The organism is Francisella sp. LA112445, from assembly GCF_012224145.1.
Taxonomy (GTDB): Bacteria; Pseudomonadota; Gammaproteobacteria; order Francisellales; family Francisellaceae; genus Francisella.
The window spans coordinates 1,555,159-1,579,375 of sequence record NZ_CP041030.1; the positions used below are offsets into that span (position 1 = coordinate 1,555,159).

Sequence of the window (24,217 nt, forward strand, 5' to 3'; positions counted from 1 at the left end):
ACTTTATAGGCAATAATAGTTAAAGAATTAATTTAAAAAAATGGACTTGATTTATGCAACAGGTACCTAAGTATGTAATTGTCGGCGACGGCAATGTAGCATCTCATATATGCTACTATTTCGAATGTTTAAAACTAGATTTTAAACAATGGTCTCGTAAAGAAGATATATATAGATTAAATAATCTACTCGATAAAGCTACTCATGTTTTAGTTTTAATTAAAGATGATCAAATAGAGGGTTTCATAGAGAATAACCTTTCTAACAGGTTAGACTCTTTAATTATCGTCCATTTCTCTGGCGCGCTAAACATTGAGAATGCAATTGGTGCTCATCCACTACAGAGCTTTCCTGATAAATGCTTATACACACTAGAAGTATATAAATCTGTCCCATTCATTATAGATAATAAAGATATAAAATTTAGTAAAGTTTTACCTGGACTACCTAATCCTTCTTTCTCTATAGGTAAAGAAGAAAAACCTTATTATCATGCAATGTGTGTTCTAGCGAATAATGTTACAGCTTTAATCTGGAAAAAGTTTTGTACTGAAATGGAGTCTCGCTTCAACATTAACAAAACTCATCTAATTCCTTACTTAGATAACACATTTAAAAACATCAAGCAGGATCATCATGCCATATCTGGACCAATTTCAAGAGGAGATAATGTAACTTTACAAAAAGATCTTGAAGCTTTATCAAACGATGATTTTTATAACTTTTTTAACGCTATTGTTAATCAATTTACAACTAAGGATAAAATATGAAATCAATTTTAGACTTCAAAAAAGCCAAAGCTAATCAGCAAAAAATATCTATGCTTACATGCTATGACTATACTTTTGCGAATATTATCAACAATACTGATGTTGATTGTATTCTTGTTGGTGATAGTGGCAGTATGGTCTTACTCGGTAAAGAAAATACAACTCATGCCACTTTAGCTGACATGCAGTTTATGACAAAAGCAGTAGCTCAAGGAGCAAAAGATAAATTAATAATTGCTGATTTACCTTTCTTAAGCTATCGCCAATCACTTGAAACAACAATGCAATCTGTAGCGACCCTTATACAAGCTGGTGCTCAAGCAGTCAAATTAGAGGGTGCGACTGGTAATTTAGATACTATAAGACATATTGTTGATTCTGGTGTTCCTGTAATGGGTCATATTGGCTTAACTCCACAATTCATAAATGGTTTAGGTGGATTTAAAGTCCAAGGTAAAACTGAAGCTGCTGCTATAAAACTACTAAATGAGGCAAAGCAGCTAGAAGAAGCTGGTTGCTTTTCAATAGTATTAGAATGTATTCCTACTAAAGTTGCTAAGAAAATAACACAAACTTTAAATATCCCAACAATAGGCATAGGAGCTAGTTCAAATACCGATGGTCAAGTTATTGTCTTACAAGATATGTTAGGGATGAATAATGATTTTCAACCTAAATTTGTAAAGAAATATATAGATGCATCTCAAGCTTTTAATAAAGCGATTAACTCTTATGTTGAAGAAACAAAAGCAGGTATTTTCCCAAGTAAGGAGCACACTTATGATTATAGCTAATAACATTGAAAACTTTCAGTTAGTAAGGTCTAGCTTTGGAGGAGAGAAAAAAATTGGTTTTGTCCCTACAATGGGAACTTTACATAGTGGTCATATTAGCTTAATCAAGAAAGCTCAAGCAGAAAATGATTTAGTTATAGTTAGTATTTTTGTAAATCCGACACAATTTAATAATGAGTATGATTTTCAAACTTACCCTAATAATTTAGAGCAAGATATAAAAACATTAGAATCACTAGAGGTAGATATATTATTTAATCCGAATCAAGATGATATCTATCCAGATGGCGATTCTCTTAAGATACTACCTAATATCGAAATAGCTAATATACTAGAAGGAAAAGCACGACCTGGACACTTTAGTGGCATGCTAACCGTAGTTCTAAAGCTTTTACAAATAACTAGACCGAATAATTTATATCTAGGTGAAAAAGATTATCAGCAACTAGCTTTAATTAGGCAACTTGTAAAAGATTTTTTCATTGATACTAAAGTAATTGGTTGTCCAACAGTTAGAGAAAACTTTGGACTACCTCTTAGCTCAAGAAACAAAAATCTATCAATCTCTGATATCGAGATTACTAAAGAGGTCTATAACATTCTAAAACAAGATGATTTTTCTAACTTAGAAGATCTCAGTAAGAAAATTGAAGCTACAGGAGCAAAATCGGAATATATAAAAGAAATAGATAAAAGAATATTTTTGGCATTTTATGTCAGTAAAGTACGTTTAATTGATAATTTTTTAAAGGAGACAGGTCCATCATGCTAATTTCAATGTTAAAATCAAAAATCTCATATGCTACAGTAACAGGTAAAGATTTATTTTATGTTGGAAGCATAACTATAGATAGTGAAATAATGAAGCAAGCTAATATCGTAGAAAATGAGAAGGTTCAGGTAGTGAATCTAAATAATGGTGAACGCCTAGAAACATATGTAATAAAAGGACAAGCTAATAGTAAAACTATAGCTCTTAACGGCCCTGCTGCTAGAAAATGCGAAATAGGAGATCAACTTTTTATAATCTCATATGCACAGATTGACCCTAGCAAAGAAATACTTGAGCCGAAGCTAGTGGATCTAAAACACGGAGAATAAAATATGATAGTATGCATTGATATCGGAAATACGCATATATTCGGTGGAGTTTTTATAGGTGATGAAATTAAATATAATTTTAGATACCCATCAACTACACCATGTACTTCTGATACTTTAGGTATATTTTTACTTTCATTTTTTGAAAGAAAGAAGCTCGATATCGAAGATATTGAGGCAGTTGTGCTATCTTCTGTAGTTCCTCATTTAGAGTATTCTGTTAACTCAGCATGCAAGAAATACTTAGGTATAACTCCACTTGAGCTAAAACCTGGAATAAAAACAGGACTCAAACTTAGTATTAAAAACCCGCTAGATTTAGGTGCAGACCGTGTAGCAAATTCAGTTGCAGCAATGTCACATTTCCCTGCAAAAAATATTATCATTGTTGATTTTGGTACTGCTACTACTATCTGTGCCATCTCAGATAGCAAAACTTATATTGGTGGTGCGATCTTACCTGGAATTAGCCTATCAATGGATAGCTTATCTAGAAAGACAGCAAAACTATCTGATGTCACAATAGCAAAACCAGACTCTGCTCTTGGTAAGACAACTATCTCACAAATCCAATCTGGTTTAGTCTATGGACAATTAGGCGCAATCAAAGAAATAGTTAGTCGTATATCTCAAGAAAGTTTTCCTGAAATAGCTCCTGTATTAATAGCTACAGGTGGTTACGCTCACTTATTTGAGAGTGAAAAATACTTTGATGTTATTATTCCTGATTTATTACTTCACGGTTTAAAAATAATTCACAAGATGAATAAATAAACTTACAATCTGAAGAATGTTCTCAAAATTTTTATCTATTCAAATATGATAATAAAACTAAAAAGAATCTATCTAGAACCTATACAAGAGAAACATGCTCTTAAAATGAATAGCGCAATAAATGAATCATATTTTGAGTTAAAAGAATGGTTATACTGGTTAGACAAAAGACCTACTAAAGCTGAGTCTTTTGAGTTTTGTAGAGAAATATATAAAGATTTTTTAAATCAAAAGTCTATGCAATTTGCTATTGTAAACAATAAGAGTGATGATTTTATTGGATGCATAGGAGTAAATACTTTTAACTATCAAAACAACCCTCAGCATCTAGAAATTGGTTATTGGATTAGCACTCAATATACTAAAAAAGGCTATATGCTAGAAGCTCTTTTAGGACTTGTAGAATATATAAATAAAAATATACCACATACAAATATAGTTATAACTACCGATACTGCTAATATCCCAAGTAATAAGTTAGCCATAAATGCTGGATTTCACTTATTAGAGACTAAATTAAATGATTTTAAAAAGCCTAATGGTGAATATAGAGATACAAATGTTTATCTTTTAGTACACAAAGAAACTAATTAAAATCATTTATATCACTTCTTTTTATTAAATAATTTATATTTGAATTTCTAGTTATTGATTTTTTTATAACTTTATTGAATATCTTTGATTGGCTAACTATATCTAATCTACTCTTAGCTCTAGTTATCGCTGTATATATAAGCTGCTTTGTTAAAGCTTCATTATCATTATCAGGCAATATAATAGCTACCTCTTCAAACTCTGAACCTTGAGTTTTGTGAATTGTCATTACATATACTGTTTCATAATTAAGAAGCATATTCAAAGAAAATACTCTATCATCTTTACCATCAAAATACGCCCGAAGCTTACCGCTAGAGTCTGGCCAAATAATACCAATATCACCATTAAACAAACCTAATGAATAACTATTTTGCGTTATCATAATAGGTCTGGCTTTATAGTTAGAACCTATTGTTTTACCTAATAATTTCTCAATCTTCTGATTTAGCTTATCTGTACCAATATCTAAATTTTTATTTGCTACTAATATCCTAAATTTACTTAGTAGTTCCAAAGCCTCTTTATAGCTACTACATTTTTCTAAAGCTTTATATTTATCTGCATAGTTTCTAAAGAATTTTTCTATATCTTTAGAGTCATAGAATTTGATATTCTCACTCTCATGCTCTGCTTGTAAAACCTCACCCATCAATACACTATTTGCAAGATTATTTATATTTTGCTGTGAACGATAATTCTTTAGAAGCTTAGTCGTATATCTTGGTATATTTCCAGTTATGTCAACAGTTAAGCTTGCTAAAAGGCTTCCTACTTCTACTGAGGGTAATTGATTAATATCTCCCAATAGTATTAGTTTAGTATTTTCACCAACAGCTCGTATGAGTTTAATAAAAATATTTATATCTAACATAGATGCTTCATCTACAATAATCACATCATAAGGAGCTTTTACTTCTGTATGATACTTAATATATTTTGAATTTGGACGTAAGCCTAAAAAGCGATGTATTGTCTGAGCTTCTAAGTTTTTTAGATATGCTATTGACTCATCTTTGGTTTGCATAATGTCTGTATTTTGTTGTTTTAATGATAGCTTTAAAGACTCAGTCATTCGCTGTGCTGCTTTACCTGTAGGTGCTAAAAGTGCTACTTTTTGTTGTGAATCATTAAACATTTGCATAGCTAATAGTAACTTTGCTACAGTAGTTGTTTTACCTGTTCCAGGTCCTCCAGAAATTATGCTAAAGTCATAATTAAAGCTATTTAAAACAGCTTGTTTTTGATAATCTATCTCTTCAGTAGTTTCAAACAATCTAGATACGATCTCATTAAGTTTAGCATTATCACTGCAAGCTATGTTTTTGCTAGTTTTTTGTCTAATAAATTCTGCAACTTCTTTCTCATAACACCAAAGTCTTTTGATATATAAGGAATCAAAATCTTTAGCAAAATAAATAGGGAGTTTTTTATAATTTATAAAGCCCAAAATATCTATAAGCTCTTTATAACTAGGTAGTTTATACCCTTCTCTAGGCTCTTGCTCATCTTCTTGTGAAGCAAACAAAGTCTTATCTGCTAAATCTTTTATCTTAATACAACTATGACCAAAGCTATAAGCTGACATAAGCTCTATTAATAAATGAAATAAAATATCTTTAGAACTGTTCTCTAATCGTATACTTTGGGAGTTAATCAATGTTAATACTTCTTTAGCAAAGAAAAAATCTACAGCCTGAATATCTGCTAATCTCTCTTTAGCCTTATGGAAAGTTTTATACATTAGAACCTCCATTTAGTAAATTAGATAATTTACTAATAATTCCAAAAGATGGACTAGCTTGGTATATTCCATAGCCATTTTTCATACCACGCAAATAGAAATAATATACGCCACCAAAATGCTTCTCGAAATTATAATTTGGAATATTTTGTTTTAAATATTTATTTAACGCAACACTATATATTAGATACTGCAAATCATAAAAACTACTTTGGTTTTTCTCCTGCATAGTTTGCTGATTATAATCCTCTAACTTATCACCAAGATAGTTTGATTTATAATCCGCGACATAGAACTTACCATCATACTCAAAAACCAAATCTATAAAACCATGTAGCATACCAAAGATTTTATAATTACTTAGTTCATCAACCATTATTGAGTTATTACGATATTCTTCTAAGATCTTAATAATATTATTTTTATAAAGCTTCTCATTAGTAATAGGAAAGTAGAATTCCGCTTCCTTAAGAGTTTTTGAGTTTGGAATATCTTTTAAACAAAAGCTTTTCTTATTTGCATTATGTTGAGATTGTTTTGGCTTTTCACCGTTATTATCAAATAAGCTATATTGAATATCTTCATTAGAGTTTAACGATTTTGAACTAGATTCTGATGTGTCACTATTTTTTATAGGCTTAATCTCTGCAACTAAACATTCTTCTAACCAAGTTTTTAAATTATCAAAATCCTCTGCAGCAACTACTCTATATCTACCCATTTGCTCTTGTAACAGAGTATCATCAATAAAACCTGCACTAAAATCAGTATGCTCTAATAAATTATGCAATATATTACCCATATCAGCACCCTTAGGAGCTGTAAATCTAAACTCTAGTTCATCTTGTGATTCTTGAACTTCACTATCTTCTGACTCATCATTTTCTTTTTCTAAAGCTGTATTTTGTGCTTTTGATTTGGATATTTTTGAGAAAGATAACATCTCCCAATTATCATCTTTCAATTTAGCTATTTCATTAGCTTTAAGCTGCTGATTAACTTCAGTTTTATTTAGATTATTTAATTTTAAAGCTTCAAAGTTATTTATCTCTAAAAGCAGACTTTGATTATCTGGATTAGCTGTGATTTTTTGTACCTTTTCTAACCAGCTTTCATCTTTTTCATACCCTAAAAACTGTGCTAAAGGACTATTAAATGAATCATCACTAGCTACTTTAGCTCCACCCTTTTTAGACTGGTATTTAGCAACGCCAATATAACATCTATGTTCAGCTCGAGTTACCGCGACATAAAACAATCTCATTAACTCTTGTATAGTTTCTTGCTCAACTAGTTTTTTAGTCGTATCATCTTTACCAACTTTATAAACAGTTTGTTTTAGATTATCATCGTAATACTTATTAGCATTATTTAAGCTAAGTTTTTTAGAACTTGTATAGCTTGCAAAAGGTATAAAAACAACTGAATACTCAAGCCCTTTTGAACCATGTATCGTGATTATTTTAATAAGATTATCATCACTTTCTAGCCTAAGCTCACCCTCTGCTGTTGATGAACTTTTAATCTCTTGACGATACCATTTAATAAGTTGATTCGGATGTTTATATTTATTCTCAGCTACTTTTATAAGCTCTGCTAGATGTAATATATTTGTGATAGTCCTTTGTTTTGAATCATCTCTTTGACTAAAGCTTTCATGGATTAGTCGCATTATAAAAGCCATAAAACCATATTTATGCCATTTCATGCGTAGATTTTTAGCTTTTTCTATTTCCTCATCCCATGCTGAGATATCATCATCGTCTGTATATTTTATAAATTTATCAGCACTACCTCCTAAAAGACTAGTTGATAATGCTTTTTTTAATAAAGATTTATTCTCAAGCTCGTTAATACCTTCCATAACAGCTAATATCTCTGTAGCTTCTTGGCTATGGTAGACATTATCTCTTTGACTTAGATAAACTGAACTTAATTTCTTATTACTCAAAGCTTGCTGGATTTCTTTAGCTTGGGTACCATTTTCAACTAGTATAGCAATATCATTTTCTGCTACTTTTTTAGAGTTTAATAGTCTGACAATTTCATTTGCTGTCCATGCTGATAAATTTTTATCAATATCATTTTTCTTGTCTTCTTCTGATACTTCATAATAGAAATAGTTTATCGGCTTTAAACCATCTGCAAAATCTCTAGCTTTTTCATTTGCTTTTGGCGATGCTTTAACAAGCTGATAGCCAATACCTTTACTAAAGATATCTTCTCCATGTTTTCCCTCATCTTTTGCTTCATAATCCTCTTTATAAAAAAGACGATTATAGGCTTTTATCATTTCGCTAGTTGAGCGCCAGTTAGTATCCATACTCCATTTATTCTCTTCTGGACAACTATTCTTAGCTTTCAGATATGTAAATATATCCCCACCTCTAAAACCATAAATTGCTTGTTTAGGATCGCCTATCATTAATAGTAATAGATCTTCTCTATCTTTAGGATAAATAGTATCTAATATCTGATATTGCTCAGCATCTGTATCTTGAAACTCATCAATAAGAGCTACTGGATACTGTGCCTGTAGAGTTTTAACTAAATCTGGTGAGTTCTTAACACTTTGACAAAGCTTAGTAATTAAATCATCAAAGTCTAAAACTCCTTTTTGCTCTTTAGCCTTTGCAAAATCTTGACGGATTTTTAGGCATGATTGTTTGATAAACTGCGACTGCATAAAATTATTGTAGTCATCTATCAATCCAATCAACTCTTTCAATGGAATTGAAACAAGGTTTTTATATACTGCTTTTAAATTACCTTTGGTAATCAAGTAGACGTCACTAGGAATAGTAATATCTTTAGATTCTAACCAAGTTAAAACTCTTTCAAATGCTTCATCAAAGCCTTTTTGAGTTATATATTTTCTAATTTCAGCATTTAAATTACTACTAATACTTGTTTTTATGTCTTTTTTATAAAAGTAAATATCATCTACTAAAACCTCTTTACTTGATAAAATCTCATAATTAGATCTAATAACATTTAACAAACCATTTCTATCTAAAAATTTTTCTGGCGTGTGTAGTTTATATGCTTTTAGATATTCAAAATTAGTTTTATTTTTATTGATATTTTTTCTAAAGAAATCCTCAACTACTTTTTGCAAAATGTCAGAAGTATCAACTTCCATTGAAACATCCATCTCCATACCACTTGCAAAAGCTTGCTCACTCAAGACTTTTTTACAAAAGCCATGAATAGTAAATATAGCTGCTTCATCTATTTCAAGTAATGCTCGTTTTAAATGTTTATAATTTTCATCAGCTTTTTGAATTAAGGTATCGTTACCTTTTATAGAAACTTCAACTTCCTTTCCGTTAGATATGTCATTTAATACATCTCTTATTTCACCCTCAACTCTACCAATAATTTCTTGGGTTGCATCTTTAGTAAAGGTCATCACAAGGATGTTATTAGGTAATAACTTTTTCTCTAATAAAAGTCGGATATAGATCTTAGTAATATTAAAAGTCTTACCTGTACCAGCACTTGCTTCGATTATATGGCGACCTTGTAGGGTTATTGTGTTTGCGTTTAGGTTTTTCATAATCATAAAATACTCCTCCTAACCTCCTCTAAAATAGAGGAGGAATAGCTCCTCTCTCTTAGTAAGAGAGAGGCTGGGAGAGAGTTATTTAACAACCTCTCTAGTTACTTGTATCTTCTTATCCACATATAGCACTACATCTTTTATAACTAGCTTCTGCACTGCTAAAATTAATGTTTCCTATAATTTCATAGTTTGGTTTATAGTCTTTAGTAAAATATCATCTAAAAAGTTAGATATATCATCTGCTTTTTGATTCATTATTGCTTTTCTCTTATAAAAACAACTTCATTTATTGTAGCTTATTTAGAGTTGGATTTCTGCTTATGTGGTTGTTTATTTTATCAGTTAAACCAGCCTATAGGCTCTTTAAAACTCCCATCAATATGGCAAATGTATTTTTCGGTAAGTAAATACACTTCATAATACAAGATATTGCCCTTTACAGCCTCACGGTTTTTCTCATAGTGATGTACAACTTTTTTAGAGATTGTATCTATAACTTCTTGCTTAGTTTTAAATAATAAATCATCGGCGTATAAGGGTATTTTTCGCTTATTATTGTCGTGCATCATCTGAAATACTGTTTCTGTATTTCTCTTGTAGTCTGTAATAGCATAGATATAGCTATCTTTGAGTTTCTTTGTTAAACTATTATATTTTACAGCTACATTCATGCTTTGAGTTATGTCTATATTTAACGCATTCGCAAGCTTTGTGACAAATTCTGTTGAAGTATTTACTAAATCATATCCACCATCCCACAACCAGTCTTTCAAGGTTTCACTTTGGTTAAATTTATCTAGAGTTTTTTGGAATGATTCTGTGGTCTTGTAACCTAGAGATTTTGCTAATTGGTCTAGGTTTTGGTTTGCTAATTTTTCTGATATCTTCTTTATTTCCATAATATTATCCTTTTAGTTTTTTAGCTATCGATACATTTTTTATAGCTTTGGGTTAATGCTTTGATACTCTATTTGTAGATATTACAATTATAAACAGTCATTACGACAGCTTTGTGGCGGTTTGGTTTATAGTATCAAGCATTCTTTTTTCATGAAATGATAACTTTAGTATGTAGACTTATAGTGTGCAAACAAATATAAATATTAATATAAAAGTATAGTCTAAATCTTAAACATAGTGGATATATTAAAACAATTCGGAAATAGAATCAAAAAATTAAGAAGTGAAAAAAATATATCTCAAGAGGAGCTAGCTCTAATTGCAAACCTACATAGGACATACATTGGTATGATCGAAAGAGGCGAAAAAAACTTAACACTTACAAGTATTCAAAAACTTTCTAGAGCCTTAGAAATTGATTTATCAAACATTTTTAAAGGATTAGAATAGAAATGAAAACAAAAATAACTAGAAAAGAAATTAGATACCATTCAAAAGCTTCAGAAAAATATATTGATGTCGAATTTAATTATGACAATTTAAATTTCAACATTTCAATACCTATTGAATATAGAAGAACTGGTACTTCTATTGAAGATAATGAAATAGATGAATATTTAGATAAAATATATAAAGAAATTTCTCCAGAAAATATAAAAAAATGGAAAATAGAACAGATTAATTTTTGGAACACCAAACCCAAGGCAAAAACTACAAAAGCTTTTTTTGATATCCTTTCAAAAGAAGTTCGATGGTTTTGTGTATCTTGTGAACTACCTGAAAACCCTAATTGGGCAAGAAGAATACAGGATTTAAAAGAATTTGGATATACCATATCAACTAGAACAAACACTAATTGTCAAAAATGTAAAAAGAAAACTACTCAACTATGTTTGATACCTATTAGAAAAGGTGGTGTAACAGGGTATGAAACATGGAGTCCAAAGTTAAGAGACAAAATTATAAAAACTCTTAAAGTTTACGACTCATACGAAGCTAAAACAGTAAAAAAAGAAGGTTTATTACCAGATCATAAATTTCCTGAAATAAGATGGGATTCTATAACAAAAAGAGAATGCCTAGAGAAACTTACAGATAAGGATATTAAAAGAGATTTTCAGCTTCTAAGTAACCAAAGAAATCTACAGAAAAGAGAAGTATGTAGAAATTGTTTTCAAACAAATATTAGAGGAAACATTTTTGGTATAAAATTCTTTTATAAAGGAGATGAAAACTGGGATCCTAACATTCCAAAAATAGGAAAAGAAGCTGAAAATGGTTGTATCGGCTGTCCATGGTACGACATAGAAGAATGGCGAAAGAGTATAGAAACTAAATTAAAAAGCTAGAGCATTTTTGGAGATCTGTAAATAGATTTTGATTGATTTTTTTGCCACCTCTTCTGAGAATCCCAGCACATGCTTGAGGAGATAAGTAAAACTTTTCTTTAGCTTCAGTATCAATAATGGAATATAAATCTCCATATCTAATATTATTCGGAATTTCAGAGGTATTGATAGAATATTCATCTTTATGTAATGGAATATATGATTTATTACCTATTAACAAATCTAACTTACTACTAATATTAAAAAAACCATTAAATAAGTAATTTTCTAATTTAATTCCTATTTTTTTCACTACAGGCACTGCCCATGAGTTACCAATAGCTTTATATCTACTTGTATCACTAGATTTATTGATATTAGTATAGTTATCGGAAAATCCCATAAGCCTTTCACATTCTAAAGGCGTTAATCTCCTAACACGACCATTTTGTGTAACAAATAAGGATCCATTATATGCTGCCGCATTACCATTCCACTTTGTCCCATAAGCGGAATATAGACAATCTGTATACCCCCTATACATGGCTATATCATTATTATTTTTTATAAAATTTTGTGGTTTTATATAGAAACTAGATATATTTACTTGTTCTTTTTCTTCGAAAAGAATATTTTCAGGATAAAAATCTTTCCCACCAGCAAGTAAATAAACCCTTTTTCTTTGCTGAGGCAATCCGAAGTATTTTGCATCTAAAACACGCCATGCAATATTCCTTTTTACTCCTCTAATAACACCTGAATTTGCCCATTTTGAAACACTTAGTAATTCTTCATTACCAGATAGAATACTCAAAAACAACCCAAAAGAATTATCCTTAGAAGTAAGTACACCTTCGACATTTTCCCAAAAAACTACTGTTTCCTGAAGTCCTGACTTCGCTCTAATCTCATCATTAATATTTATTATATTAGCGAACTCTAAGGTTAAGTCACCTCTATTATCACTAATACCTTTTCTGTATCCTGCTAAAGAAAAAGCTTGGCAAGGAGTCCCTCCACAAATTATATCAGGACTATTTATTTCTCTACTCAAAAGCATTTCTCTAATATATTTCATGTCTCCAACATTATTTATATTAGGATATTTATTTTTTAAAACTAATGATGGAAAATCTTCTATTTCAGAAAACCAATCAAAACTAAAATCTAGTCCCTCCCATGCGAATGATGCAGCTTCAATACCAGAACACACACTACCAACTGTAAATTTCATTTAAAATCACTACTTATTAATCTTTAGATTCCTACATCATGCATTATAGCTTATTTAAATTAAATATTCGCCACTCTTTTCAACTACATAATTAAACCAAATGTAATGAATATGTTATAGACTAACTTCTATACAAAGTACTACCCCGACCTGCTTCGCAGCTCACCCCTTCGACACTCGAAGGGGAATTAGATTAAAATCTGCCCCAAAGCCTCTAAACCTCCCATCTCCAGCCCCCAACCTTTGGCAGGTGCTACTTCGCTATCTTTTGGGTTTATGCGGATTAGCTTTGCATTGCCTAAACACTTACTAACTAGCCAATTACTGTTCATTCGTATTGTTTGGATACTCATACCACAACCTATTTCTATAATTGCTAGTTTTTGCTTTTTGGCAATTACAGTATTGTTTAGCCAGCTGTTAAATTTTCCCTCTTGCTTTTTAGTACGCTCATATACCCAGTAGTAGTCATCAAACATCAGGATATTTGGACGAGCTATACCACCACAACTGTTGCACCTTGGGTATCTATCAACTGACATCTGCTCTTTATTGATATGGATAATTTCTCGATTATTCCATATTTCATCGTTGCAATTCATCGTGCATTGTAAGTGATGAATACTGCCGTGTACTTCACATATCCTATCAGCATCAAAACCCGCTTTTTGAAAATGTCCATCAACATTTGAAGTATATACAAAATAGTTGTTATTTTTACTTTTAACTAAATCAAGAAGCATACTAAAGCCAGCGTGTGGATTAGTTTTGCGATACATTTCTAATCTATGTCCATAAAATGCCCATGCAACATCAGGGTTTGAAAAAAAGCTTTGAGCAGAAGCTGCATCCATAAAGTCTATATCTAACTTCTCAAAGAGTGGATAAGCTTTCCAAAAGCCTTCTTTACCTCTAAAGTCAGGCAAGCCACTATCTACTCCCATACCCGCACCTGTAGCTATAAGTATAGCGTCAGCTTGTTGGATATAGTCCCTTATTTGATCTAATATATCTTTCATTACTTTACCTTTTACTAAAAAATAGAATGTGTCACTAATTTAATATTAAATGTGAATCTATCTATACGCAGAATATTAAACAAATCTAAATCTGTATGATCATATAAAGCATGAAAGAGATAACAATGATTGAGACTCTCAAATCCTTTAATAGTACAACTATCTTTTTTAAGTCTAGAATCTATAAGTGAAGGAATTTTCATATCGCTTCTAGATAAGTGTATAGAATCTGTTAACTTAACAATCTCTGCATCTTCCTCATCACTATACAAAGGATCTAACTTATCAACATGAGCATAGATATCAACTATAACTTCTAGATCAGTACGCCAAAGAAAGATCTTGCCACGCATATATAAATCTGCAACTTTAAGATACTCATGTGATATCACATGAGTTAGTTCGCGTAACTTTTTATTTATAGACTCATAACTTAGGAAATATTTTTTGATTAAAGTAGGTATATCTTGATTATACATATCTATTAGCAAAGGCATTGGCTCTTTTAGACAATCATAGTTATAAGCATAAGCCTCTTCTACATCTAATGATTTCCTTGCTATAACATTACCTTGCCTTCTAAATCTAACACCATACATCACATATCCTCCCAAAATTCTGCTGTGTCTCGTTCTGCGTATTTGATAGCCTCATCATACGAGAATATACAAAGCCTCTGCTTGCCATCTAGTCGCTCGCCAGTATAGTTAAAATACTCATCTATCTTTTGTATCATTTCGAGAGAGTCATCATTAGGTAGATCAATATAAATATCGCCACAATATCCTGCTAAGATAAGCCTATTTTCAAAAAATGGACCGCAAATTTCATGAGGAATGCTGTTGTCTTCTAGCCATTTCTTTGTTGCTTGCCATGGTTTGTAACTTTCATAATGCTCAAAAGATTTCAAATGATTGGGGTTAACCTGTATAAATAAGACATCTCTTTGCTTTTCTCTAGCTATTTGATCGATTGTTTTTATTGCTCTCATTTTTTCTTCTCCTGATCTTGTCCATACATCATGCCCATTACATTTTTCATAAGAAGCATTCCAATCATTACAGCAAGGCCTTTTTTGAAAAATCCAGATTGAGGATTTTGCACTGTATGCACACACCAGCCAACGATTGATAAATATATACTTACAATAAATATAAATACAAATACTACCACCCCCAAAAACACATAAGGATGAGCATCTAAATAATTCATAATAGTATCCATAATATCTCCCATAACTTTATTTAATACAGTTTGATTATAGATAATAGGCGTGACAGCCTTATGTCGCCTACTATACAATTTTGATTTTATCTGAAGATTATTTGGTTAAGCTCTGTATGAACAATACCAATAATGTCACCTAGCTGATTTAGAACAATGATTTCACACGAGCTTTTATTATTTCCGTTACTTGTATTAGATTGTAAGAGTCCATCTGTGTACATTAACATAATCACATCAACATTTGACTCTGATGGCGTATACTCTCTTATGTCAGATATTTTAGGTCTTTTATTCTCACGACTGTCTACATTTCTACTAAGTTGAGATAAGACAATGATTGGGACTTCGAACTCCTTTGCAAGAGACTTAAGAGATCTTAGAATTTCAGATATCTCTTGAGTTCTATCAGATATACAATCAGGAATCTTCATTAACTGAAGATAGTCAACTACAACTAAAGACAAACCATCATATTGATTATATAGATCTCTAACTGTTGATCTCATTTCATTTGGACTCATACTAACAGAATCATCTATATATATTTGTGCAGCTTCTACTTTTCTTAACCTGTTATTATTTTCTCGATTATCTGTAAAATTAAAGTGTCCTCTAGCCACAATATCCTCGCAACTCATTTCTAGACTAAATATAAGAGCAGGCTTTTCAGATGAGCTAGAAATGTTTTTTGCTAAATTAAAACCCAAAGTTGACTTGCCAATAGCAGGTCTTGATCCAACTAAATATAGTTTACCCTCTTGTAAGCCTGAGAGCATATTATCTAAACTAGATATACCAGTAGCAGCTCCTAGCAACTTTGTATTGTTATTCATACGTTGATATCTTCGCCCTTATATATGTGATTCTACATACTCTAATTATAATAAGAGCATCTGACAGCTTTGTGTCGTTAATTTAAACTTCTAAAGAATTTAATTTAGCTATTTCCCTTCAAAATATTGAAGTGGTGGCAACCGCTAGACTAACAGGATCAGTATAACTAAAAGCAAAGTAAAAGTAGTATGTCATTGTGTCAGGCTTGACCACACAATCTAGCAAATAGCTTATCTATAAGCTATTTGCTCAAGTGCTACTTTTAAGGATAGTAGGCTATGTTTTAAAACTTATTTAAATACCTTTCAGATACTCTTCTAGCATACTTTTTAGAGAAGCATTTAGCGATTGTGGCTCTAAGACTTTGATATCAGGAAGCCATCTTTTGATAACTGGTAAAATCTCCATTTCATGACTAACTGTTACAGATATTACTAAACCATTTTCATCTTGCTTGATAATCTTTTGCGTTGGTGAGCATGGTTTTCTAATCAAATATCTAGCTATCTCTTGAGAGACTTCTAACTTCACTTCAAATGGTTCATTGCTCTCTTGAAACCACACATTTGTTGATTCTTTAAGCATCTTATTGATATTTCTAGTTATCTTAAAAGTTTGATCTGTGATAACTATATTACTGATACCTTTCAGATAGTACTTTTTGACAATCTCATTATGTACAGCCATTAGATACCAAAAACCATCATAATTAATAATCTTCAAAGGTCTAGCTTTGACACTATAGCTAGCTTTATTTGAAGTATATTTGAACTGTACCCAAAGTTGCTGACTAATAGCCGATTCTAATTGTTTAAGCTCAGCTAAGTTTGCTGATACATCTTCTATATGTAGCTTTGCATAGATTGGGTTATCTTGCTCGTTGGTGATTTTAGCTAATAGTTTTTTTGTCCGACTATAGAACTGCTCACCAACACTTTCAGCAAATTTATCAAGGATTTTAAGCACAAGAGAATCTTCAGTATTTAAGTTCTTCTCAAGTGTATAACCTTTGATAAAATACCATTTTCCCTTTTCCTTGTAGATTGGAAACATCGCTAGCCTTTCGCTAAAATCTCTTTGGATAGTTCGCACCGAGACATTAAACTCTTCAGCGATATCTTTACTAGCCACCCCCTGCCCTGTATTGAGAATATTTAGGATACTTACTAATCTTGTTAGGGTTTTGTCGTAGTCGTGTTTATATGGCATTTTGGAGTTCCTATTTACTCACTTCTTTATAGATATTTTTTATTCCTTCACGATTTCTGACTAAATATTCAATATCTTCTTTGACTCTATTGATAACTTCAGAATTTTCCATATTATCTATCTTGAAAGACTTATGCTTGAATATATAGTTTTTCGTAGTATACGATCTATACTCTAAACCTTTTCGAACTGGATAAGTAGCTCTTTCTCCAATTTCTTTAAATTTAAACCAAATATCTTTTAACTCACCCAATATACTCTCAACATGTCTTGTTTTATCATTATACAGTACAACAAAATGACGATACTCATCACCTTGAATTTGTATACCAATAAAGAAATACTTATCAATTTTATACTTTATATCTACTAAACCTTTGCCATCTGTAAAGTCATGGGAAACAAAAATATTTTTATCATTATTCGGCTTACTCGTATACTCAACTTTACTTTTTAACTTATCAAGTTTAGATAGTTCATCATATATAGCATAAGCAAAATCCTCATACAATCCTTTTAAAAATATATCGTGCATCTTAATCTCTCTTAGAGACTCTAAGTAGTATTTGTAACACTCTTCATTTTTATTATATAAGTTAGATATTTGGACTTCATTTATGTTGATTCTATCAATTATATTTTTTTTGATATCTGCTACAAACTTAACATAGTCAGCAATTAAAGACTGATGATACTGATCATCAACCTTTAGTTTCTTAAAAAAGTCCAATAAATCATCGTATGATAATTTTTTCCAACCAATACCTTTTAATTCATCACCTGATATTTTGCTATCTTTTAGAGAGAGTAATACTAGCTTTTTATTTTCTACTTTTTTGAATTTATCAGTATATTTTTGTAGCTGCTCAATACTAGCAATACTTTTAACTTTATTCTCAATAAGAACAAGAGTATCACCAAGCTTAAAAGATATATCTATATTTTGTTTTTCTCTTTGGATTTTTTCTATTTTATTACTATTTGATAACTCTAATTTTTCTGAGAAAAACTTACCCATCTGCTCAAAATAAGTTTCTAATACCCAAGCTATAAAGTTACTATGAAAAAGCTCTTTTGAACTTAACGACATATTAAATATTGGCGATCTTTTTAAATCATCTATCCAGTTACTTTCTATATTTCCCATAACTTTTCAATCTCCTTTAAAACATCTACAATCCATAATACACCACAGCCCAGACAATATCATGTCGTAAATTTTTATTTTGATAGGATTAATCCAGCTCAACAAAATTAAAATTAACAAATGTAAAACCATGCTCATTACGATTACGCGTTAATGTCATTTCTGATTTTGAAACAGATACCGCATTTATAACTAACTGCTTAAGTTCATCATCTGTTAGCTTATCTACATCTTCACTAACAAATATCATACTCTCTGCAAGTATATAGTCCCGTTCCAATAGCTGATATAACACATCATATTTATCTATAGTTACTTGGTTTGATGACAAAATGACTGTTTCATCGTCTACTGGTACATTTTCAAACTTATCTACTGTATCTATATATTTATCCTTTTTTGAAAAAATAAAATATCTTTACATAAAATATAACGCATCAAAATGACATCTTTATGTCGCAACTAACTAGTCCGTATCTTAAAAATCCTACTTATAAATATAAAAAATAAAGCTATTGCTGTACCACTAAAAGTCTCTATCAAACGCAAACCTGTATTTACAAAAGGAGAATAAGTTGGTTGATATAAACCTAAGGCTACTATCACACCAGCATTAGCACTACTCATTTTCACAGCATTCTCAAGACCAATGCTTGCTGTAATAAAAACGCTAATAGCCACAGCTAAAATCATCACCAAATAATAATATCCGAATATAGATGTAAATATAAAAGCCGTAATTCCGCCAATAACTGATCCTACAAAGATTTGGAAAGCTGCTGAATAAGAGTCTTTAACACTTAGCTGTAATATTGTAGATACAGTGATCAAACACCAGAATCCTCCGATGATCGACTGCCCTCCATGTAGTAAATTAGATACATAGAAACCAAATAAAAAGCATAAACATGCCGCTATTGCAATTTCAAAACTTATATAAATGTTTTTGCACAATTGTAAAAGATCAAGATTCTTATATTTAATTTTCATTTATTATCCTAAAAAAGTCTCTATAAATTTCTTCCCCTTCAAAATCTTCTATTTTGGGGAGCTTTGTATAGAAAAGTTTAAAATACTTATCTTTATCTAATGATTTATGATTTCTTTCATTAGAAATAACTTCATCCCATGAATCCTGTTTTTGTTTATCTGACTTTTTATATTTCTTACCATAACTCTCTCCATCTGCAAACAAAGCTTCTGCTAAAGATAAATAAATAAGCTTTGGTTGGTCTACTATTTGCATAGCATTTCGGACATAATGCTCTAACTTCTCTTTTGCATTAGAGTATAAAATTTGAGGTAATTCAAAAGGATCTGTCTTTTTATTTTTATCCAAACAATGATAAACAGCAAATATATCTTTTTGCTCATGGTATGCTACTAATAAAGCTGTCAAATATAACTCAAACTTATGTTTTATGCTAAATGTAGAAGTTGTATGTAGTAAGACTTGATTATTATTAATATAACAGTTTGTCTCTAACTCTAACCCAAGTATTTCTTTTTGAAAATATTTACTCTCATAATTTGCCAAATCCAGTGAATCTAATAGTTTTTGAATATTTTCAACTTCTAAATCAATCTCATCATCAGTTAATATAGAATCTGGAAATTTACCACTTAATTTTGCAGTTTTTCTTGTTAAGCTTATATCTTTGTTCTCTTTCAAAACATCAAACAGCTCTTGCTTTAATCTATGTTTTTCAAGACCATTAATATCAAAAGGTTCGCTATCTTCTAACTCTTCAAAATTATCTTCAAGATACAAATCTAAACTATAGTTTGCATATGCTTTTAAAGGATTTTCAAAAACCTTAGCTAATTTAGATATTGTTAGACTTTGTGGTAGTTTAGTAGTTAAACTAAAGCTATCGTCACTCTTACGCAGGTAAGAATCTTTTAAACTTATTTTATCACTACTGAGATGCTCTCGGTCACTGAGCGGAGTCGAATGTGCGCGGGTATGACTATGCTTTTTATTGATAGATTCCGTGGTCACGCCTGACGGAATGACAGAGTTATTAGCATTCCCCTTCGCTTCGTGAAGGGGTGGATTGCGTAAGCAAGACGGGGTAGTTTTTTTAAAATCATAAAAAGGCTTTGATTCTGCCTGTAATAAATTAAGCCAAGCATTATCATAGCTTCTGTACTCTTCAGAATAGCATTTTGGACTAAAAGCATGTAATGGATATTCTTTTATATCTTCATCTTGCCAACTATAATTTGCTTGTAAATAACTAATTAATTCCTTAAGAACTAAGCTAGACTGTTGCTCAACATTAGTCTTAACACTTCTACCTAGATAACTAAAATATAGATAATCTCGTGCTGATAATATCGCTTCTAAGAATAAATACCTATCATCATCACGTTTAGTTCTATCACAAGCTCTTCTACCTAGCCTTGCCATTAGATCAAAACTAATTGCTGACTCTTGGCGTGGAAATTTACCATTATTTAAGCCAAGCATCGCCACAACCTTAAATGGTATACTTCGCATTGGCGTCATTGAGCAGAAAGTAACTTTACCATTAAGAAAGTGGTTATTAATAATTGGCTCAGATAACTGCGAGATTAAACAATATCTAATAGTATATAAATCAATAAGTATATTAGCAGATATTTCTTTAGCAGTCTCAACTGTCCTAGCTATAATATTATTTATTTTTTTAGCTATGTATTGCTCTTCTTGCGTGATATCAAAAACATTATCAAACATCTCTAAAAGATAGCTATGCCAATCTTCAAGACTTCTAGTTTCAAGTAGTTCCTCAGAGTAAGCTGCTAAAAGCTCTAATAACTCATATAGTCCGCCTAATTCAGCTACTTCACTACCCTCGATAATAGGTATAGTCATCAAACTATCATTAATAATATAGTTTTCATCACTATAGCTAAATCCTAGCATTAACCTCTTCAGACCCCAGCTCCATGAGAATGTCTCACCATCATTTCTATGATGGATACACGCCCCTTTTAACCAATAGCGTATAGTTTCTAACTGCTCATTTGAGATTTTAAATTTATGCTGAATTGCTGGAACTGATAAGTAATCTAATATTTTATTAACCTCAAAATCACTCTCTGGCAACTGCAGAAGTTCTATAAAACTAGCAGCTAATGGCTCTGAATCAAGTAGTGTTCTATCTGCTATTGAACACGGTAGTTTTTTATCTTCCGCATATCTAGAGAAAACACTATCAATATATGGTGAATAATCCTCAATATTCGGACACATTACCAAAATATCGCGAGGCTTAATATCAGGATTATCATTTATCATATCCAAGAGCCTATCATGCAGCACTTGTACTTCTCTAAGAGGACTATGACAGGAGTTGATACTTATTGATATATCTTTTTGTTGTGAGTAGTTTTGACAATCAAGCTCAAGTAAGTTACGTTGTAAACTGACTAATTGGCTTTGATTATTATATTCAAGCTTTTCAAAATTCAAACAATCCTTATCAAACTTCTCAAATACTTCTAGCTCATTTTTTTCTTCATTATCTAATAACTCATTAAAGAACTCTTTGCCCTGCTGACCAAAATTTGCTAAAAGTGGCTGTATCTCATAATCATCATTATCTAACCAAGCAGAAACTTTATCTTTCTTCAAATCATACCAATATTCACTACATGGATTAATATACAAAATATTCACATCAATGTGCTTAGCTAATGCAAATATAAAATTAAGATTTTTCTTTGAAATACTATTTATACCAAAAATATAGATACTCTTAGGAACATTTATATTCTTCAGACTTTCTTTGCTTAATAACTCTAATGCTTGAGCTTGTATTTTATATGGAGTTGCTGGAATCTCTGCAACCAGTCTTTGCCAGAGTTGCATTTGCCAAGGCTCATCTATTTCTTCTCTAGCAGGATTTAAAAGTTTGTTTTGTTCCCAAGCTTCTAACCAATCAGTACGATAAGCTAGATATTTTGAAAAAACTTCAGCTATTTTTGCTGATAATTGATATTTTTTTAGATCACTATTTTTATAATATTCTTTAAGCTTATCATTATCAATATCATCTAAATGTTTAAAAACTCGCCAAGCTAATATATCTTTTGTATAAGCTTTTTTATATTCATGTTTATTAGTCAGCTCATAGCAAATATCTAAGATATAACCATTAATCATGTCATACTTGAGATTCATGGCAATATCTCGTGTTTCTGCTAACTGCATACTCAACCAGTGTTGCATACCACGACTACCAACTATCAGTTGTGTTGGTATAAATAGATCTTTTTCTTCAAGATCTAAGAGCTTAGATAAAACTCTAACCAAATACTCTAGCTTATTTGATGGATAGGTATATAGTGACATATATAAAATACTTCAATTAAATAATAAGAATATTCTTGATATAATACCCTTTGTCTATTAATAATAAAAATTCTATCAAATGTATTTAGAAAAATATAAATTTATTGACCTTTTTGCTGATATCGCAGGAATAAGAATACCTATAATTCGATCTCCACATATATACAATGTACATTTTACTAAAAGGCTAAATTGAGATGAGTACAAGTAAACATGAGAATTATGAAATTCTAAATTTAATAGGTTATGGCTTATCTAAATTTGATAATGACTTTACAAAAGAATTTGGCTTTTCTACTAAAACAGATTTTTATAACTTTTGTGTCAAAAATAAAATAGCAAAAACTACAGGTGTGATCAAAAATAGAATGGACTTATTTGATCCATTCTTTCCAAATCCTCGAAAAGGCTGGTGGCAAAAAGGTAATACATATATTCATAGAAAAGTTTTAATTGATAGTTTATTTGGGAATGAAAATGTTAAAGAATTTGTAAGTACTCTTAAATTTTATATGAAGAAGAACTTTAAAATTAAAGACATAAGCAGTAATATAAAACCAATATCTCAAACTAGATTCAAAAAATTACAAGAGACAGGCTTAGAAGCTGAACTTTACTTTATAAATAACTATAATTCGATAGATATTTTTAGAGATGGCATACTTGAAGATGCAAGACTCTATGGAGATGGTTATGATTTTCAAGTAGATGTCGGAAATGATTTTTATTTAGCTGAAATTAAAGGTATTAGAGAGAAAAAAGGAACATTTAGACTCACAGAAAAAGAGTACAGAAAAGCATTGGAATATAAAGATAATTACATAGTAACTCTAATCATGAATCTGAATAATTCTCCAAGGATACTATCTATAGAAAACCCCATCAAAAACCTTTCTTTTGAAGAAAAGATAATAATGTCAAAATCAACAAAAGAATACCACCTATTAAAACCCATATGCTAAATTTTCAAAAGAAATTAAAAATTTTCCTAGACATACTTTCTCAGAATAGAGAATCATATGCAGATAGTTTTAATGATGATATTTATATTATTAGCGAAAATTATGATTATCTATTTTTAGAAAAACTAAATTCAGAAGAAGAAATAAAAAATTGGATTAACAAATTAAAAAGTAGAATAGTCATGAGTGAAGATGATGCCTTATTAGAAGATATAGTAGATGATTATATAATGTGTGGATAGCTTCTTCATATACATAAAAAGTTCTTTAATTTACTGATCAAAAAGCAAAATATAAATTCAATTTAACAAAAAGCACTCTATTTAAGCAATTTGATTCTATAAACTCTATAAGCAACTTTATCCCAATAACTATTCTTAAAAATCCTCTTCTAGAACTTGAAAAGATATTACAAACTGCTAAGAAAACTGATGCTGTCGCACAAGAATACGTTTACCTACCTCTTTATAGCACTAGAAATGGAAAAGATTATGGAAATGTCTCTGAAAGAAGTCAACTCAATCAATGGAATGCTAATGGTAGAAAACGAGATGTAGGAGAAGTTTATATCCCTGTTCCAAAATTAATATATAAAAAATATAATAATTTTTTTTCCAGATAAAAATACCTCTTTTAAGTTACACTTACCTAATAAAGAGATTTTATCTGCGAA

The 24,217-nt window shown here is 30.6% G+C and carries 24 protein-coding genes; 10 read left to right on the forward strand and 14 right to left on the reverse strand.

All coding sequences use genetic code 11. From position 1 onward, the window contains the following. Positions 1–53 precede the first annotated feature (53 nt). The 6 genes from FIP56_RS07565 to FIP56_RS07590 all read left to right on the forward strand — a co-directional run bounded on the left by FIP56_RS07565 (position 54) and on the right by FIP56_RS07590 (position 4,033). Positions 54–770 carry a DUF2520 domain-containing protein gene (locus FIP56_RS07565; RefSeq protein ID WP_192578322.1) on the forward strand — a complete coding sequence of 239 codons (717 nt, stop codon included), beginning with the start codon at positions 54–56 and terminating at the stop codon, positions 768–770. Then, a complete protein-coding gene (gene panB, locus FIP56_RS07570) occupies positions 767–1,564 on the forward strand; it encodes a 3-methyl-2-oxobutanoate hydroxymethyltransferase (protein WP_192578323.1) in 798 nt (265 codons plus the stop codon). Before FIP56_RS07565 ends, panB begins: the two co-directional genes overlap by 4 nt. Continuing rightward, positions 1,551–2,336 (forward strand): pantoate--beta-alanine ligase, encoded by a 786-nt coding sequence (gene panC / locus FIP56_RS07575; RefSeq protein WP_192578324.1) that lies wholly within the window; start codon positions 1,551–1,553, stop codon positions 2,334–2,336. Before panB ends, panC begins: the two co-directional genes overlap by 14 nt. After that, positions 2,330–2,665, forward strand: coding sequence for an aspartate 1-decarboxylase (gene panD / locus FIP56_RS07580; RefSeq protein ID WP_192578325.1), 336 nt, complete (start codon positions 2,330–2,332; stop codon positions 2,663–2,665). Before panC ends, panD begins: the two co-directional genes overlap by 7 nt. Positions 2,666–2,668: 3 nt before the next feature. Beyond that, positions 2,669–3,439 carry a type III pantothenate kinase gene (locus FIP56_RS07585; RefSeq protein ID WP_192578326.1) on the forward strand — a complete coding sequence of 257 codons (771 nt, stop codon included), beginning with the start codon at positions 2,669–2,671 and terminating at the stop codon, positions 3,437–3,439. A gap of 105 nt (positions 3,440–3,544) precedes the next feature. After that, on the forward strand, positions 3,545–4,033 hold the full coding sequence (locus FIP56_RS07590; protein ID WP_245323064.1) for a GNAT family N-acetyltransferase: 489 nt from the start codon (positions 3,545–3,547) through the stop codon (positions 4,031–4,033). Here FIP56_RS07590 and recD read toward each other — a convergent pair. The 3 genes from recD to FIP56_RS07605 form a co-directional block, all read right to left on the reverse strand. Then, entirely contained in the window at positions 4,026–5,777 is a 1,752-nt protein-coding gene (gene recD, locus FIP56_RS07595) for an exodeoxyribonuclease V subunit alpha (RefSeq protein ID WP_192578328.1), read from the reverse strand. The genes FIP56_RS07590 and recD overlap by 8 nt on opposite strands. Beyond that, positions 5,770–9,336, reverse strand: coding sequence for a UvrD-helicase domain-containing protein (locus tag FIP56_RS07600; protein WP_192578329.1), 3,567 nt, complete (start codon positions 9,334–9,336; stop codon positions 5,770–5,772). Before FIP56_RS07600 ends, recD begins: the two co-directional genes overlap by 8 nt. A gap of 344 nt (positions 9,337–9,680) precedes the next feature. After that, the gene (locus FIP56_RS07605; protein ID WP_192578330.1) at positions 9,681–10,241 is read right to left on the reverse strand and encodes a hypothetical protein; all 561 of its coding nucleotides are present in this window, start codon (positions 10,239–10,241) and stop codon (positions 9,681–9,683) included. 238 nt (positions 10,242–10,479) lie between these two features. Between FIP56_RS07605 and FIP56_RS07610 the strand changes: the two genes are divergently transcribed. Further along, the gene (locus FIP56_RS07610; protein ID WP_245323065.1) at positions 10,480–10,692 is read left to right on the forward strand and encodes a helix-turn-helix transcriptional regulator; all 213 of its coding nucleotides are present in this window, start codon (positions 10,480–10,482) and stop codon (positions 10,690–10,692) included. Between the two features lie 2 nt (positions 10,693–10,694). Continuing rightward, positions 10,695–11,591, forward strand: coding sequence for a restriction endonuclease (locus FIP56_RS07615; RefSeq protein WP_192578331.1), 897 nt, complete (start codon positions 10,695–10,697; stop codon positions 11,589–11,591). On the opposite strand, the gene FIP56_RS07620 is transcribed toward FIP56_RS07615, so the two are convergent. The 11 genes from FIP56_RS07620 to recC form a co-directional block, all read right to left on the reverse strand. Further along, positions 11,575–12,804: a DNA cytosine methyltransferase gene (locus FIP56_RS07620; protein ID WP_192578332.1), complete on the reverse strand. Its 1,230-nt coding sequence runs from the start codon at positions 12,802–12,804 to the stop codon at positions 11,575–11,577. The genes FIP56_RS07615 and FIP56_RS07620 overlap by 17 nt on opposite strands. A gap of 188 nt (positions 12,805–12,992) precedes the next feature. Further along, entirely contained in the window at positions 12,993–13,823 is an 831-nt protein-coding gene (locus tag FIP56_RS07625; RefSeq protein WP_192578333.1) for a Sir2 family NAD-dependent protein deacetylase, read from the reverse strand. A gap of 14 nt (positions 13,824–13,837) precedes the next feature. Continuing rightward, entirely contained in the window at positions 13,838–14,425 is a 588-nt protein-coding gene (locus FIP56_RS07630; RefSeq protein ID WP_192578334.1) for a hypothetical protein, read from the reverse strand. Beyond that, positions 14,422–14,814 (reverse strand): hypothetical protein, encoded by a 393-nt coding sequence (locus FIP56_RS07635; protein ID WP_192578335.1) that lies wholly within the window; start codon positions 14,812–14,814, stop codon positions 14,422–14,424. The genes FIP56_RS07630 and FIP56_RS07635 overlap by 4 nt, the downstream gene beginning before the upstream one ends. After that, complete coding sequence (locus FIP56_RS07640; RefSeq protein ID WP_192578336.1) at positions 14,811–15,035, reverse strand: hypothetical protein; 225 nt, start codon at positions 15,033–15,035, stop codon at positions 14,811–14,813. Before FIP56_RS07640 ends, FIP56_RS07635 begins: the two co-directional genes overlap by 4 nt. Positions 15,036–15,133: 98 nt before the next feature. Continuing rightward, complete coding sequence (locus FIP56_RS07645) at positions 15,134–15,883, reverse strand: DnaB-like helicase C-terminal domain-containing protein (protein ID WP_192578337.1); 750 nt, start codon at positions 15,881–15,883, stop codon at positions 15,134–15,136. Positions 15,884–16,178: 295 nt separating this feature from the next. After that, positions 16,179–17,093: a transcriptional regulator gene (locus FIP56_RS07650; protein ID WP_192578338.1), complete on the reverse strand. Its 915-nt coding sequence runs from the start codon at positions 17,091–17,093 to the stop codon at positions 16,179–16,181. Between the two features lie 10 nt (positions 17,094–17,103). Next, positions 17,104–18,240: a PD-(D/E)XK nuclease family protein gene (locus FIP56_RS07655; protein ID WP_192578339.1), complete on the reverse strand. Its 1,137-nt coding sequence runs from the start codon at positions 18,238–18,240 to the stop codon at positions 17,104–17,106. Positions 18,241–18,328: 88 nt separating this feature from the next. Further along, positions 18,329–18,571: a hypothetical protein gene (locus tag FIP56_RS07660; protein ID WP_209451834.1), complete on the reverse strand. Its 243-nt coding sequence runs from the start codon at positions 18,569–18,571 to the stop codon at positions 18,329–18,331. A gap of 131 nt (positions 18,572–18,702) precedes the next feature. Beyond that, positions 18,703–19,230, reverse strand: coding sequence for an FUSC family protein (locus FIP56_RS07665; RefSeq protein WP_192578340.1), 528 nt, complete (start codon positions 19,228–19,230; stop codon positions 18,703–18,705). Next, positions 19,220–22,582, reverse strand: coding sequence for an exodeoxyribonuclease V subunit gamma (gene recC / locus FIP56_RS07670; protein WP_192578341.1), 3,363 nt, complete (start codon positions 22,580–22,582; stop codon positions 19,220–19,222). Before recC ends, FIP56_RS07665 begins: the two co-directional genes overlap by 11 nt. 197 nt (positions 22,583–22,779) lie before the next feature. Between recC and FIP56_RS07675 the strand changes: the two genes are divergently transcribed. Together FIP56_RS07675 and FIP56_RS07680 are read left to right on the forward strand one after the other, a co-directional pair. Next, positions 22,780–23,544 carry a DUF3883 domain-containing protein gene (locus FIP56_RS07675; RefSeq protein WP_209451835.1) on the forward strand — a complete coding sequence of 255 codons (765 nt, stop codon included), beginning with the start codon at positions 22,780–22,782 and terminating at the stop codon, positions 23,542–23,544. After that, entirely contained in the window at positions 23,538–23,786 is a 249-nt protein-coding gene (locus FIP56_RS07680) for a hypothetical protein (RefSeq protein ID WP_192578342.1), read from the forward strand. The genes FIP56_RS07675 and FIP56_RS07680 overlap by 7 nt, the downstream gene beginning before the upstream one ends. The last annotated feature ends 431 nt before the right edge of the window (positions 23,787–24,217 follow it).